Source organism: Nesterenkonia sp., from assembly GCF_029265375.1.
Taxonomy (GTDB): domain Bacteria; phylum Actinomycetota; class Actinomycetes; order Actinomycetales; family Micrococcaceae; genus Nesterenkonia.
Genome location: NZ_JAJUJJ010000028.1, coordinates 1 through 14528 on the forward strand (window position 1 = coordinate 1; position 14528 = coordinate 14528).

Consider the following 14528-nt stretch of genomic DNA (forward strand, 5'->3'; position numbering starts at 1 on the left):
GCCACCGAAGCCGAGGCCGGGACAGGGGCCGGCCGTGACGGGTCCCGGAAGCCGGTGCGGATCGTGAAACTCGACCGCACCACCAGCAAGAACCTGCAGAACCTGCTGACCACCCAGAACCCCGAACAGATCACCCAATTCGTAGCCGGCCAGCTCGCCGGCGGGAAGAACCTCCTAGAGGCGGCATCCACCGGACGGTTCGCCACCGGCACCCTGCGCACCGCCATACAGCTGCGAGACCGCACCTGCCAGGCCTACCAATGCACCGAACCGGCATACCGCACCGAGGTCGACCACCCGACCAGCTACGAAACCGGCGGGCCCACCAGCGCGGCGAACTCCCAGCTGCTCTGCCGCCACCACCACGAACTCAAAAGCCACCGCCTCCTGCCAGAACTCAACACCAGCACAGACCCCCCACCCGACTAGCAACAGGGCGGCCAGACCACACCGGCCGCCAGAGCTCACGCCGTCATCACAGCAGCCAGCCGCACACCCCACCGAGGACCCCAACCCCAGGGACCAGCCGGAGCCTCGTGCGGCCAGGCACCCCTGCACTCCCCCGCCGCGGCGAAACGGGACACGAAACTTGACAACTCCATAGCGCCCCCGCTGGCGCGGACCCGGGAGCGTGCGCATCATTAGTTGGACCCGCGGGCGCGGTGCAGCACGGCCAAGGGGATCCGCCATCCGAACTTCAGAGCGAGCAGACGGATGGTGAACACCACGCCGGCCACCAGCACCGCTGTCAGGCCGGTGAACCAGCCCAGTTCCAGGGCGACTGCGGAAGCTGCGGCGCCCAGGAACGCGGGAGCCGTGTAGACGCCGTCGGGGTTGAAGATCTGGGGCACCTCGTTGGCCACCACGTCACGCATGGTGCCGCCGCCCACCGCGGTGGTCACCCCCAGCAGGACTGCAGCCACCGGGTTCAAGCCGGCGGTGTGGGCGATATAGGTGCCCATCACGCAGAACAGGGAGAGTCCGCCGGCGTCGAAGACCAATAGAGTCCGCCGCAGCCGGTCCTCCTTGATGGCGCGCAGAAACACCGCGAGCAGGGCCAGCACCACTGGTGCCAGATACACCGGTTGGGCGAAGGCGGTGGGCACGCCTTGGTTCAGCACCACGTCCCGGATAACTCCCCCGCCCAGGCCTGCGAGGCTGGCCAGCAGCAGTGAACCGACCAGGTCGAAGCCCTTCTTGGCCGCCAGCAGACCCCCGGAAACCGCGAAGGCGAAGGTCCCCAGCATCTCCAGTGCGATCAGCACCTCGTCCAATGCCATCACAGTCTCATCCCTCCGCAGTGAGCCTTAGTCTCCGAGCATGCCACGCCCGCGTCCGCTTCGCCCCTGCTTCCCTCACACCGGGCGTCCTGCGGATTCATCACGAACAATTCATACGGACGCACAGCGGCCCGGCTCCCCGCTGTGGAGGAACCGGGCCGGCTCTGCATCGCTGGCGTTCAGCGCATCAGGCGTCGTCGTCCTCGGTGACCACCGGGTTGACGCTGTGCTTCTCCTCGCCGGAGTCCGCGTCTTCCTCGGTGACGGGGATCAGGCTGAGCTTGCCGCGGTCGTCGATCTTGGAGATCTCCACCTGCAGCTTCTGGCCCACGCCCAGCACGTCCTCCACATCGTTGACGCGCTTGCCGTCGTTGAGCTTGCGCAGCTCGGAGATGTGCAGCAGGCCGTCCTTGCCCGGAGTCAGAGAGATGAACGCGCCGAAGCTGGTCAGCTTCACCACGGTGCCCAGGTACCGCTCCCCCACCTCGGGGACCTGCGGGTTGGCGATCGCGTTGATCGCCGAGCGAGCGGCCTCGGCGGACTCGCCGTCGGTGGCGCCGATCAGCACGGTGCCGTCATCCTCGATGGAGATGTCGGTGCCGGTGTCCTCCTGGATCTGGTTGATCATCTTGCCCTTGGGGCCGATGACCTCGCCGATCTTGTCCACCGGGACCTTGACGCTGATGATCCGCGGGGCGAACTCGCTCATCTCATCGGGAGCGTCGATGGCGGCGTTGATGACGCCCAGGATGTGCAGCCGCGCCTCACGGGCCTGCTTCAGGGCCGCAGTCAGCACGCTGGCGGGGATGCCGTCCAGCTTGGTGTCCAGCTGGATAGCGGTGACGAACTCCTCCGTGCCGGCGACCTTGAAGTCCATGTCGCCGAAGGCGTCCTCGGCTCCCAGGATGTCGGTCAGCGCAGCGTAGCGGGTCTCGCCGTCGACCTCGTCAGAGACCAGGCCCATGGCGATGCCGGCCACCGGGGCGCGCAGCGGCACACCCGCGTTGAGCAGGCTCAGGGTGGAGGCGCAGACCGAGCCCATGGAGGTCGAGCCGTTGGAGCCCAGCGCCTCGGAGACCTGCCGGATGGCGTAGGGGAACTCTTCGCGGGTGGGCAGCACCGGCACCAGGGCGCGCTCGGCCAGTGCGCCGTGGCCGATCTCGCGGCGCTTGGGGCTTCCCACCCGGCCGGTCTCACCGGTGGAGTAGGGCGGGAAGTTGTAGTTGTGCATGTAGCGCTTGGTGGTCTCCGGGGAGAGGCTGTCGATGGTCTGCTCCATCTTCAGCATGTTCAGCGTGGTGACACCCAGGATCTGGGTCTCGCCGCGCTCGAAGATCGCCGAGCCGTGCACGCGCGGGATGACCTCCACCTCAGCGGTGAGCTGACGGATATCGGCCAGACCGCGGCCGTCGATGCGGACCTGGTCGCGCAGGATCCGCTGGCGGATCACCTGCTTGGTGACCGCGCCCAGAGCCTTGCCGATCTCCGACTCGCGGCCTTCGAACTGCTTACCCTCGCCGGCCAGCTCCTCGACCAGCTCAGCCTTCAGTTCGGCGTCGGCGGTCTCACGCTGCTGCTTATCGGCGATCTGGTAGATATTGGCCAGCTTCTCCTCGGCGGCAGCGGTGACTGCCTCCAACACGTCCTGCTGGTAGTCCTCGAAGATCGGAACCTCCACCGGCTCCTTGCCGGCGCGCTCGGCCAGCGATGCCTGGGCCTCGCAGAGAACCTTGATGAACGGCTTGGCGGCCTCCAGGCCCTCGGCCACGATCTCCTCAGTGGGGGCAGTCTTGCCCTGCTCCTTGATCAGGTTCCAGGAGTCGTCGGTGGCCTCAGCCTCCACCATCATCACAGCAATGTCATCGCCAACGATCCGGCCGGCCACCACCATGTCGAACACGGCGTTCTGCAGCTGGGAGTGCTTGGGGAAAGCCACCCACTGCGCCGAGCCGCCGTCGTCGATCAGCGCCATGCGCACACCGCCGATGGGTCCGGAGAACGGCAGGCCGCTCAGCTGGGTGGACATGGAGGCGGCGTTGATGGCCACCACGTCGTAGAGGTCATCGGGGTTGATGGACAGGATGGTCTCCACCACCTGGACCTCATTGCGGATGCCCTTCTTGAACGCCGGGCGCAGCGGACGGTCGATCAGCCGTGCGGCCAGGATCGCGTCCGTGGTAGGCCGGCCTTCGCGGCGGAAGAAGCTGCCGGGGATGCGGCCGGCGGCGTACATGCGCTCCTCGACATCCACGGTCAGCGGGAAGAAGTCGAAGCCTTCGCGCGGGGACTTGCCCACAGTGGTGGCCGAGAGAATGGTGGTCTCCTCGTCAAAGGTGACCAGTGTGGAGCCGGCGGCCTGCTTGGCCAGCCGGCCGGTCTCAAAGCGGATGGTGGATGAGCCGTACTTGCCGTTGTCGATCACGGCTTCGGCGTAGTGAACTTCAGGTCCCTGCATGGGATTCCTCTCGTATTGACTGCGTAGCGTTGCGGCCGCCGTCGTGCCTGCTCCGGTTCTGGAGCGCGCGGTGCGGCCGGCCTTGGCTGCCAGAGAGGTGAACCGTGGAATGTATGACGGTCTTCGATCGAAGCCCACGGGTGCGGTGCGGACACGCTCCCGGAGGCCACTACCGAGGACCAGACATACTCCCTGGACGCGGGCCACATCCATGCTGGGCACGGGTGCGGCCCCTGACGCCGTAGGACTCATCGTCTCTCAGCAGCTGGGGCTGTCTCTAGTGTTGCATACACCGCGGGCGACCCCCGAATGTGGGAGCCGCCCGCAGTGTTGCGCTTGGTGCTGGCGTTTGACCGCCGAGCATGCCGTCAGCGAATGCCGAGACGCTTCTTCAGGTCACGGAACCGCTCGATGTCCTTGGACTCGAGGTACTTCAGAAGACGACGACGGCGGCCGACCAGGATCATCAGACCACGGCGGGTGTGGTGATCCTGCTTGTGCTCCTTCAGGTGCTCGGTGAGGTCAGAGATGCGGCGGGTGAGCACCGCGATCTGCACCTCGGGAGAACCGGTGTCGCCTTCATGAGTGGCGTACTCGGAGATGATCTGCTGCTTGACAGCGGGATCCAAAGCCATAGAAATGCTCCTTGATGTTGTACCGCGTTCAGTATCCGGTCTGACCCGGTGCCAGCCACCGCGGACTGCAGCATGGCAACCCCGCTACTTTACCGCAGCGTGCGGGATGGCGCCAGCGGCGGCGAGGCTGCTCCGTCTGCGAGGGGACGTGCGGCAGAAGGTCCGCCTGGGCGGACTGCGGCAGCACTACCCTTGCGTATTACCTTTGTCATACAATACTTGTGTGGTTGACATCGAGTGGGACCCGAAGGCCGTTGCCCACATGTGGCACAGGCACAAGGTCACACCCGCACAGGCTGCGCTAGGACTAGAAAATGAGCAGACGAATCCCCGATGAGGTCAGAGATGCGATCCAAGCTGAACTGGAGGCAGACACCGAGGAATACCGGGAGACCCTCGGGGAGGGCGAGTGGGGGAAGCCGAACGCCGGTCCCTCCCCGATCCTGACACTCCGGCTGCCGGCGGAGACTCTTGAATCACTGCGGGCACTCGCAGCATCCAACGGAGTAGCCGTCTCCACCCTGGTTCGAGGATTCATCGCCGACGGTCTTGCCGATCATCAGGAAGATGACCTGCCCACGGCACTCGCCCGCCTCGAGCGCGACCTTGCCGCAGTGAAAGCACGCGCGCTGGCAACCTGACCTCCGCAGCACGGCGGGTAGCCAGGAGTGCGCAGCCGGGAGTCAGGGGCGGCCGCGCAGCACAGCGGTGTGCAGGGCGGTGATCTGCGGCAGGTGCAGGGAGTCAGTGGCGCTGAGCCCCAGCTCGCCGAACAGATAGTCCTCCAGGTTCGCTCGTCGCCGCGCGCGCTCGTGGTCTTCTGCGGAGAGCCAGGAGCTCAGCGTGGTGGCGTAGCGGAAGATCTCCTCCACCGTCAGGCTGCGCGCCCATCTGTATTCGGTGCTCCGCCGTTGCCCGAAGATCTCCGGGTCCAGTGCAGGCCTCCAGTCCGGGCGGTAGACGTCACCGGCACGCATAATGCGCGTCAGCCGGTGGACCACCTCATCCGAGGTGTCCAGATAGTTCCAGATCAGCGCCAGGGCACCGCCTGGCACCAGCAGCCGAGCAACCTCAGCCTGGACGGTGTGCGGCTCGAACCAGTGCCAGGCCTGGGCCGCCACCACGATCTGCGCACAGGCCGCCGGCAGACCCGTGCGCTCTGCGGGGGCATGGGTGATCTGCAGCCGCGGAAGCGGTGAATAGGCGAGCACCTCGGTCATGGGGATGCTGGGCTCTACCGCATGAACCGCGGCGCCGGCGGCCAGCAGCTGGCGGGTCAGGATCCCGGTCCCGGCGCCCAGGTCCACCACCTGGATCGGCGCTGGGGAATGGGAATCAGCTGCCGCGAGCGCGAGGATGTCCTGCACGGCGGCCTCCGGGTAGCGCGGCCGGACGGCGTCGTACTCCTGCGCCTGCCCCAGACTCTGCCGCTGGGCGAAGGAGCTGCCCAAATGCTGGCGGCGCTGCCAGCTGGTGATCTGCGGATCGGCATCGGTGCGGCGCTTGGGCCGGTTCGGAGCGGCCGGCTCCTCCTGGCCCGACCGGCGCGGGAGGTCTTGGCTCACGACAGCGGCCGGTGCAGTCCTGCCGGGGCCTCGGAGAGCACGTGCCGGGCGTCCTCGACGTCCTGATGCATCTGCTGCACCAGCTTCTCCACACCCTCGTAGGCGACCATGCCGCGCAGCCGTTCGACGAACTCGACCCGCACCTGCTGCCCGTAGAGGTCGAAGTCCTCCACCCGCTCGTCGTGGCGGTCGATCACGTGGGCCTCCACCACCCGCTGGATCCCGTGGAAGGTGGGGTTCGAACCCACTGAGATGGCTGCGGGCCAGCGGGCGCCGTCGTGGTCTGCTGTGCCTTCGTGGTCCGTTTCGCCGTGCTGGTTGACTGCGGTGTGCTGGTCCACTGTGACCCACCCGGCGTAGACCCCGTCGGCAGGCACCATACCCTGGGAGTCCTGACCCAGGTTCGCGGTGGGGAACCCCAGCTCACGTCCGCGGGCCTCACCATGCACCACCTGGCCCACCACAGTGTGCGGCCGGCCGAGCATATGCGCTGCTGCCGCGACGTCCCCCTGGGTCAGGGCGGTGCGGATGGCGGTGGAGGAGCAGCGGCTGCTGATTATCGGGCGGCCGTCGGGCCCGGGGATCTGGTAGTCATCTACGCCGACGACGTCGAATCCGTGCTCGTCGCCCAGCTGCACCAGGGTGTTGAAGTTCCCGGCGTTGTCGCGGCCGAAGCGCACGTCATATCCGACCACCACTACCTGGGGGTGCAGCGCCCGGACGAAGTAGCGGGCCACATAATCCTCAGCGGTGTGCGCGGCCAGTTCCGGGGTGTAGTTCAGCACCAGCACCGCGTCCACGCCGGCCGCCTGCAGCCGGGCGAGCTTCTCCCCGGTGCCGGTCAGCAGCTCCGGGGTGGCCTCCGGGCGGTGGATGAAGGCCGGGTGCGGGTCGAAGGTGACGGCCACGGCGCGCGCATCGCGGCTGCGGGCCTCACGGATGAGGGTGTCCAGCACGTGCTGATGGCCCCGGTGGACGCCGTCGAAATTGCCGATGGTCACCGCAGTGGTGCCCAGGTCTGCGGGGACGTCGTCGAGCCCATGGAAGATCTGCACGCGGTCCATCATACGGTCACTGATACCGGCTCACGCGAGCCCTCGACGGGGCGGTGAGCTGGCCGGTGAGCTGGGCGGGGATCATGCGGCTGTACGGCCCGGGCGATGGCGCAGCAGCCAGTAGAGGCCCACGAACGGCAGCACCAGCGGCACCCACCCGTAGTCGCGGCCGAAGCCGCCCCAGACGGTGGCCACCTCAAACACCTCCGGCTGCAGCAGCGACCATGCGCCCACTCCGATCACGCCGACCATCTCCACCAGCACGGCGGCCAGGGCCACCGTCCACGCCGTCGTCGAAGTCCGGGCCAGGGCGAGGGTGGCCACAATGTAGACCGCCGCGGCGACGGCGCTGAGGCTCAGCGCCACCGGAGCATCGGGGAACTGCACCTTCCCCTCCTGCGGGAACGGCGCGATCTGGTAGAAGGCGCGGGCGAAGGCGCTGACGGCGAAGATCCCGTAGGCGGTGATGATGAGCATGCCGACCCCGCGGTTGCGCGGCGTGGGGGCGCCGGGTGCCGGTTCGCGCGTGCCGCCGCTGGGTGCCGATTCGCGCGCGGAGTCTCGGCTGGTCTCGTCGGGGTTGGTCCCGCCGCGGTTGGTCCCCTCGCTGTTCACAGGGCGCTCCCCCACCAAATCTCCTCCAGTCGATAGATCATCACGAACACCACCAGGCCCACGAAGCTCATCACCAGATTCGACCAGCGGGTCTTGTCGATGACGGCCCAAACAAACACACCTACCGGCAGCAGCAGGGCGGTGAGGATATAGCCCCAGAACTCCCAGGCTTCCCCGACGACGGCGGCGCCGGCGGCCTGCCGCACGCCGGCATAGATCCCGTAGATGATCAGGTACAGCTCGATGGCGGCCAGGGAGAGGATGGAGGAATCGGCGGGGTGATCGCGCAGGGCGGTCATAGTCCAGCAGATCAGCGTGGAGAGCACGCAGATGGCCGTGCCGATGATGAACATGACGGTCATGGCTGCTCCTCTCCTGCTCCGGCTGCGGTGCACCGCGTGGGGTGGGGTCTGTGGGCCCAGAAGATTCTACGCCTGCGGCGCCGGCGGTGGAGAAGCGGTGCGCGGGACGGGGACGGCGACTGTGCGTCCTGGGGCGGCTGCGCATCCTCGGAGGGCGGGGCGTCCTGGGGCGGCGGGGCGTCCTCGGGCTCTGTGGCAAGACCTCAGCTGATGTGCAGAATCGGTTCCTACGCTGGGCAGATGAACTCCCACGGCAGTCATGGCGGGCAGCCTCACAACCAAGCCCCGCCGTCGGGGGTGCCCTCCCGGCGGGACAGCCGGCCGCGGACCGCAGCCCAGGCCGTGATGCTCTTAGTGATGCTGGCAGTGCCGGTGGGCATAGGGATGCTGGGGAGTCTGGCCACCCGGGCGCACACTGACGGCTGGTACGCCGAGGCGGAGAAAGCACCGTGGAACCCACCGGACTGGGTCTTCGGGCCGGTGTGGACCACGCTCTACCTGACTATGGGACTGGCCGCCTGGCTGGTGTGGCGCCGGCGCGGATTCATCACATCCCGGGCTCGCCGCGCGCTGAGGTGGTACGCGGTGCAGCTGGCGCTCAACGCGGTGTGGTCTCCGCTCTTCTTCGCCGGCTATCCGCGGTGGCAGGACGCCGCTCTGTGGGGCGCCGCCGCGGTGATAGTGGCGCTGATAGGTGCTTTGGCGGTGACGATCTGGGCCTTCTGGCCGGTGAGCAGGACGGCCGCGGTGCTGATGGTTCCCTATCTGGGGTGGGTGGTCTACGCCTCCACGCTCAACATCTACATCGCCGCCGCGCAGTGAGGGCTCTTCGCACTGGTTCAGGCGGCGAAGACCAGCTCTGGTTTGGCGTGCATGACTGCCGGGCCGGCGGTGGCCGCTTTGGCCGCATCCGGCGACGACGACGCCCCGGGCTTGGCCGGCACATCGCGCAGCAGAGCGATCAGCTCGCCGTCGGGCCCGAATGCCGCGGTCAGACCGTCCCGCCGGCTGACCACCTCCGAGGCAGCAGGGACGTCGTCACCCCATTCTGCCGCCGTCGGGTGCACCACCTCTGCCTGCGCGGAGGCGGTGATGCGGCGGCCGTGGCGCAGATGCTCTGCCTCCTCGGCGCTGACGCTGCGGGCCGGGAACAGTTGGGCGGCCGCCTCGGCCAGCCCGATGTAGCCGAAGTCCTCGGCCAGCTGGTCCAGGCTCAGGCACTGGTTCTCGCTGTAGGGGCCGACGGCTGTGCGGCGCAGCGCGGTCAGGTGCCCCCCAGTCCCCAGCAGCTGGCCCATATCGCGGGCCAGGGCCCGCACGTAGGTGCCTGAGGAGACCCGTACCTCCACGTCCAGGTCGATCATCCGGCCGCCGTCGACCCGGCGGATGGAGTGGACCTCGAACCGGTGGACGGTCACCGGCCGGGCCTCGAGCTCCACGTCCTCGCCGCGACGGGCACGGTCGTAGGCGCGGGCGCCGTCGACCTTGATCGCCGAGACGGTGGAGGGCACCTGCATGATCTCGCCGGTCAGCCGAGCCACGGCCTCTTCGATGGACTCCTCGGTGACCGCATTGGCGAAATGGGTGGCAGTGACCTCGCCCTCGGCGTCGTCGGTGGTGGTGGTCTGTCCGAGGCGGATCGTGGCGGTGTAGGTCTTGTCCACCCCCACGATGTGGGTCAGCAGGCGGGTGGCGCGGTTGATGCCGACCACCAGCACTCCGGTGGCCATGGGGTCCAGCGTGCCGGCGTGGCCGACTTTGCGGGTGCCGGCGAGTTTGCGGATCCGGCCGACCACGTCATGGCTGGTCCAGCCGGCGGGCTTGTCCACCAGGACCAGCCCGGAGCCGATCGCGACCTCCTCGGGCCGCTGGCGCTTTCCCATGCTCAGACTCCTCGCTGGTTGTTTCTCTCCGCGCTGGTGGTTCCTCCACGCCCGGTTCTGGCCGTCGATCGGCGGATTCAGTGCACCTCGTCCGCCGTTTGGGGCTGTCAGGTGCAGTGATCTCGCCAGTCGACGGGGTGGGGGGGGGCGAGGTGGCGCGGCGGACCTCAGTCGTTGGGTGAGGGCCTCTCGCCTGGGGCGTTGGCCTCGCCGGCGTCGGCATCAGTGCGGTAGGGGGACTCGTTGACCGGCTTGGCGCCCTCACGGCGGGCGCGGACGGCCTCATCCTGTTCCCGGGCTTTGCGCAGCAGGTCCTCCAGGTGCGCGGCGGATTCGGGAATCTCGTCGGCGACGAACTCCAGGGTGGGGGTCAGCCGAATGCTCAGCTGCCGCCCCATTTCCCGGCGCAGCAGTCCGTGGTTGGCGCTGAGCAGCTCCTCGGCCGCGGTTTTGGTCTCCTCGTCCGGGGCCAGGACTGTGTAGTAGACCGTGGCGTGCTGCAGGTCATTGGTGACGCGGGCGTCGGTGACTGTGATCATCTCTGCCCGGTCGTCTTTCACGCTGCGGCGCAGTGCTTCGGCGATGATCACCTTGATCCGTGATGCCAGGCGGGATGCGCGTGCGGGGTCAGCCATGTCAGCTCCTCCTCGTCGTCGTGGTCAACTCTACCCGCGGAGGGCCGGACGCTTCAGCGGGGGCGGCGGCCCGGCATGCACCGGACTGCCGCCCCCGCTGAGCGAACCGCTGGGTATCAGGTGCGCGGGATCTCGCGCATCTCCCAGGTTTCGATGATGTCGCCTTCGCGGATGTCGTTGAAGCTGCCCAGGCCGATGCCGCATTCGAAGCCTTCGCGGACCTCGGTGGCATCGTCCTTGAACCGCCGCAGCGACTCGATGGTGAGGTTCTCCCCGACCACATTGCCGTCGCGCACCAGGCGTGCCTTGGCGTTGCGGCGGATGGTGCCGGAGCGGACGATGGAGCCGGCGATATTGCCGAACTTGGAGGAGCGGAAGACCTCGCGGATCTCCGCGGAGCCGAGCTCGACCTCCTCGTACTCCGGCTTCAGCATGCCCTTCAGCGCAGCCTCGATGTCGTCGATCGCAGCGTAGATCACCGAGTAGAAGCGCATGTCCACGCCCTCGCGATCGGCCAGCTCCGCCACACGCTCGGCCGGCCGGACGTTGAAGCCCAGGATGACCGCGTTGTCCACGGTGGCCAGGTTGACGTCGTTCTGGGTGATCGCGCCCACGCCTCGGTGGATGACCCGCAGCTGGACCTCGTCGCCGACGTCGATCTTCAGCAGCGCGTCCTCCAGGGCCTCCACGGCACCGGAGACATCGCCCTTGAGGATCAGGTTCAGCGTGTCGATCTTGCCCTCGGCCACCGCCTGGTCGAAGTCCTCCAGGGTGATGCGCTTGCGGCGCTTGGCCAGCAGGGCGTTGCGCTCTGCTGCCTCACGCTTCTCCGCGATCTGGCGGGCAGTGCGGTCATCGCTGGTGACCAGGAAGCTGTCTCCGGCGCGCGGCACCGTGGACAGACCCAGCACCTGCACCGGGCGGGAGGGCCCGGCCTCCTCCACCGGATCGCCGTTCTCGTCGAACATGGCGCGCACACGGCCGAAGGCGGTGCCGGCGACCATGTTGTCGCCCACCCGCAGGGTGCCGGACTGAACCAGGACGGTGGCCACCGGGCCGCGGCCTTTGTCCAGGTGGGCCTCGATGGCCACGCCGCGGGCTTCCTTCTCCGGGTTGGCGCGCAGCTCCAGCGCGGCGTCGGAGGTCAGCAGGACCGCTTCGAGCAGCTCATCGATGTTGAGGTTGCTCAGCGCGGAGACCTCCACGAACATCGTGTCGCCGCCGTATTCCTCGGGCACCAGCTCGTACTCGGTGAGCTGACCGCGGATCTTGTCCGGGGAGGCGCCCTCCTTGTCGATCTTGTTGATAGCGACGACGACGGGCACATCCGCGGCCTTGGCGTGGTTGAGAGCCTCCACCGTCTGCGGCATCACGCCGTCGTCGGCAGCGACCACCAGCACGGCGATGTCGGTGACCTTGGCGCCACGGGCACGCATAGCGGTGAACGCCTCGTGACCGGGGGTGTCGATGAAGGTCAGCGCACGGTCCTCGCCCTCGTGGGGCACATGGACCTGGTAGGCGCCGATGTGCTGGGTGATGCCGCCGGCCTCGCCCTCGGTGACGTTGGAGGAGCGGATGGCGTCCAGCAGGCGGGTCTTGCCGTGGTCGACGTGACCCATCACGGTCACCACAGGGGCGCGCGGCTCCAGGTCCTCCTCGGATTCGGAGGCCGCCTCGTCCTCCAGGTTGATGTCGAAGGACTCCAGCAGCTCACGGTCCTCGTCCTCCGGGGAGACGATCTGGACCTTGTAGCCCAGCTCCTCGCCGAGCAGCTGGAAGGTCTCCTCATCCAGGGACTGGTTGGCGGTGGCCATCTCGCCGAGCTTCATCAGCACGGTGATCAGGGCTGCCGGCTCGGCGTTGATCTTCTCTGCGAAGTCACCCAGGGAGGAGCCGCGGCGCAGCCGCACCACGGTGGAGCCGTCGCCCTTGGGGACGCGGACGCCGCCGATCTCGCGGGTGTGCTTCTGCTCCAGCTCCTGACGCTTGGCGCGCTTGGACTTCCGGGCCTTGGAGCGGGATCCGCCGCGGCCGAAGGCGCCGGCTGCACCTCCGCGTCCACGTCCGCCGCGTCCGCGGGGAGGTCCACCCGGTGCTCCGCCGGGGCCGCCTCCTGGCCCGCCGCGGCCGGGGCCGCGTCCGGGACCGGAGGGGGCAGGCGCCTGACCGGGCATCATGGAGGGCTTCGGCGCGCCAGGGCGGGGTCCGGGGCGCGGACCTGCTGGGCGCGGGCCGCCGGGGCGGGGTCCCCCGCCGCGCTCTGCCGGGCGCATGCCCTGGCGCGAGGCGTAGGGGTTGTTGCCCGGACGCGGGCCACCGGGGCGCGGGCCGCCGGGGCGGGGTCCGCCCGGACGCGGCGCCGAGCGGTCCTGGGAAATGCCGAAGGGGTTGTTTCCGCCCGAGGCGCGGGCGCCGGGCTTGGGAGCGCCGGGCTTCGGCGCAGACGACTTCGGTGCCGGCTTGGGTCCGCCGGGCTTGGGGGCCGCCGATTTCGGGGCGGACTTCGGGGTCGCCTCGCTCGGCTTGTCCGGCTCCTGGGCCGGCTTCTCCGCTGCGGCGGCTTCCTCCTGCTTCGGGGCAGGCTCGGGCTCGGCCTTCTTCTGCGGCGCGGGCTTGGGGCCGGGCTTCTTGGCGGCCGGCTTGGGCGCTGCGTCGTCCTTCTTCTCCTCGGCCTTCTCAGCCTGGGGGAACGCATTGCGCAGCCTCTTCGCCACCGGGGGCTCCACGGTGGAGGAGGGGGATTTCACGAACTCGCCGAGTTCCTGGAGTTTGGCGAGTGCTTCCTTTGAGGTGATGCCGAGCTCTTTGGCGAGCTCATGTACGCGGGCCTTGGCCACTGTTCTCCTTCTCTGGCCCACGCGATGCCCCGCTGATCCCAGCGGGGCTGAGGTCAGCGGATCATCGAATCAGGGCCGATTTGCCTGTTCTGTTCCGAGACGGAATGAAAAGTGCTCATCACTGGGCGCTCATCCGTCGGTGCTCATCGGGTGTCCATCTCTTTCCAACCCGCCTTCATCGTGTACGGACAGTTTCGGCCTCAGCTTCGATGTCTTCGAAGTCAAGGTGTGCCGTCTGCACCGGCTGCCGGAATGCGCGGTTGAACGCCTTCCGCTTCAGCGCGGCGTCGAAGCATTCACGCTTGGGGTGCAGCCAGGCGCCTCGGCCTGGTCTGCGCCGGGCGATGTCCGGAACTACCCGGTCATCCACCAGCGCGAATCTGACGACATCGTCCTGCTCAGCGCGACGGCGGCAGCCGACGCACGTGCGGACAGGAACCATAAAACTCTACCTTAGTCGGGTCACATTCAGCCAATAACTCTATCGGGGCCTGGGGCGGTCTGCCCTGCCGCCCCGCTGTGCGCGCCGACTCGGTGCGCCGGAGCTGACGCACCTAGCCGCTCGGCGTCAGGAAGTCACGCAGCCACCGGTCGACCTCCTCCATGGTGGCCGCGTCCACGGTTCCCGCGACACCGGCAAACCGATCGCGGGTGACGGTGCGCGGCTGCTCGGTCATCGCGAAGGTCGGCCGCGGCAGCTGCAGATTCGGTCCGCGCAGTCGCACGTGATTCGGCCAGCCGCGATCGGCAGTAGTGGCGGGACAGATGATAGCCAGCGAGTCGGCAACCTGAAGAAAGGCATTGCTGGCGATGATCAGAGCAGGACGTCGTCCTGCCTGCTCCCTGCCTCGCACCGGATCCAGATCCACCCAGACCACGGTCCCGCGAGTCAGATCAGTCACCCCGGCTGCCTTCTTCCAGGGCGGTGTCCCAATGCCGCATCTCATCCCAGTAGTCCTGGTCGGCACCGCTGACCGCGCGGCCGAATGCTCGCATTCTCTGCTGGCGCTCGCGCTCGTCCAAGAGCATCTCGATCAGGCCTGCTGCCGTGACGCCCTGCTCCTGTGCGTCGCGGTTGATGCGCTCGCGCAGCTGAGGGGAGACTTTGATCGTGGTGCTCATACTCTTAGGGTACCCTCCGGTATACCAGCGCGGCTACGCCGGGCGTGCCGCTGGCATACTCACTCAAACCGACGACGGCCGCAG

At 68.2% G+C, this 14528-nt stretch carries 16 protein-coding genes; 3 read left to right on the forward strand and 13 right to left on the reverse strand.

The annotated features are described in order from the left end of the window. A partial coding sequence (locus Q1K09_RS10760) for an HNH endonuclease signature motif containing protein (protein WP_300345428.1) occupies positions 1-429 on the forward strand: 429 nt, incomplete at its 5' end. Positions 430-641: 212 nt separating this feature from the next. Here Q1K09_RS10760 and Q1K09_RS10765 read toward each other — a convergent pair. From Q1K09_RS10765 to rpsO, 3 genes are all read right to left on the reverse strand, one after another. After that, complete coding sequence (locus Q1K09_RS10765; RefSeq protein WP_300345429.1) at positions 642-1280, reverse strand: TRIC cation channel family protein; 639 nt, start codon at positions 1278-1280, stop codon at positions 642-644. A gap of 187 nt (positions 1281-1467) precedes the next feature. Then, positions 1468-3735, reverse strand: coding sequence for a polyribonucleotide nucleotidyltransferase (locus Q1K09_RS10770; RefSeq protein ID WP_300345430.1), 2268 nt, complete (start codon positions 3733-3735; stop codon positions 1468-1470). A 368-nt stretch (positions 3736-4103) separates the two neighbouring features. Continuing rightward, the gene (gene rpsO / locus Q1K09_RS10775; RefSeq protein WP_300345431.1) at positions 4104-4370 is read right to left on the reverse strand and encodes a 30S ribosomal protein S15; all 267 of its coding nucleotides are present in this window, start codon (positions 4368-4370) and stop codon (positions 4104-4106) included. Between the two features lie 314 nt (positions 4371-4684). Between rpsO and Q1K09_RS10780 the strand changes: the two genes are divergently transcribed. Then, a complete protein-coding gene (locus Q1K09_RS10780; RefSeq protein WP_300345432.1) occupies positions 4685-5011 on the forward strand; it encodes a hypothetical protein in 327 nt (108 codons plus the stop codon). Positions 5012-5053: 42 nt separating this feature from the next. On the opposite strand, the gene Q1K09_RS10785 is transcribed toward Q1K09_RS10780, so the two are convergent. The 4 genes from Q1K09_RS10785 to Q1K09_RS10800 form a co-directional block, all read right to left on the reverse strand. After that, entirely contained in the window at positions 5054-5935 is an 882-nt protein-coding gene (locus Q1K09_RS10785) for a class I SAM-dependent methyltransferase (protein WP_300345433.1), read from the reverse strand. Beyond that, entirely contained in the window at positions 5932-6990 is a 1059-nt protein-coding gene (locus tag Q1K09_RS10790) for a bifunctional riboflavin kinase/FAD synthetase (protein ID WP_300345434.1), read from the reverse strand. Before Q1K09_RS10790 ends, Q1K09_RS10785 begins: the two co-directional genes overlap by 4 nt. 81 nt (positions 6991-7071) lie before the next feature. Continuing rightward, positions 7072-7620 carry a hypothetical protein gene (locus Q1K09_RS10795; protein WP_300345435.1) on the reverse strand — a complete coding sequence of 183 codons (549 nt, stop codon included), beginning with the start codon at positions 7618-7620 and terminating at the stop codon, positions 7072-7074. Beyond that, positions 7602-7967, reverse strand: a complete 366-nt coding sequence (locus Q1K09_RS10800; protein ID WP_300345436.1) for a hypothetical protein — start codon at positions 7965-7967, stop codon at positions 7602-7604. The genes Q1K09_RS10795 and Q1K09_RS10800 overlap by 19 nt, the downstream gene beginning before the upstream one ends. A gap of 357 nt (positions 7968-8324) precedes the next feature. Here Q1K09_RS10800 and Q1K09_RS10805 point away from each other — a divergent pair, with 357 nt between their 5' ends. Then, the gene (locus tag Q1K09_RS10805; RefSeq protein ID WP_300345437.1) at positions 8325-8789 is read left to right on the forward strand and encodes a TspO/MBR family protein; all 465 of its coding nucleotides are present in this window, start codon (positions 8325-8327) and stop codon (positions 8787-8789) included. A gap of 17 nt (positions 8790-8806) precedes the next feature. Here the strand turns inward: Q1K09_RS10805 and truB are convergent, their stop codons facing one another. From truB to Q1K09_RS10835, 6 genes are all read right to left on the reverse strand, one after another. After that, the gene (gene truB / locus Q1K09_RS10810) at positions 8807-9850 is read right to left on the reverse strand and encodes a tRNA pseudouridine(55) synthase TruB (protein WP_300345438.1); all 1044 of its coding nucleotides are present in this window, start codon (positions 9848-9850) and stop codon (positions 8807-8809) included. 167 nt (positions 9851-10017) lie between these two features. Further along, positions 10018-10485, reverse strand: coding sequence for a 30S ribosome-binding factor RbfA (gene rbfA / locus Q1K09_RS10815; protein WP_300345439.1), 468 nt, complete (start codon positions 10483-10485; stop codon positions 10018-10020). A gap of 116 nt (positions 10486-10601) precedes the next feature. Then, entirely contained in the window at positions 10602-13322 is a 2721-nt protein-coding gene (infB, locus tag Q1K09_RS10820) for a translation initiation factor IF-2 (protein WP_300345440.1), read from the reverse strand. 175 nt (positions 13323-13497) lie between these two features. Further along, positions 13498-13764, reverse strand: a complete 267-nt coding sequence (locus Q1K09_RS10825) for a YlxR family protein (protein WP_300345441.1) — start codon at positions 13762-13764, stop codon at positions 13498-13500. A gap of 112 nt (positions 13765-13876) precedes the next feature. Beyond that, positions 13877-14224 carry a type II toxin-antitoxin system PemK/MazF family toxin gene (locus Q1K09_RS10830; protein WP_300345442.1) on the reverse strand — a complete coding sequence of 116 codons (348 nt, stop codon included), beginning with the start codon at positions 14222-14224 and terminating at the stop codon, positions 13877-13879. After that, entirely contained in the window at positions 14217-14444 is a 228-nt protein-coding gene (locus Q1K09_RS10835; protein WP_300345443.1) for a hypothetical protein, read from the reverse strand. Before Q1K09_RS10835 ends, Q1K09_RS10830 begins: the two co-directional genes overlap by 8 nt. Between the last annotated feature and the right edge of the window lie 84 nt (positions 14445-14528).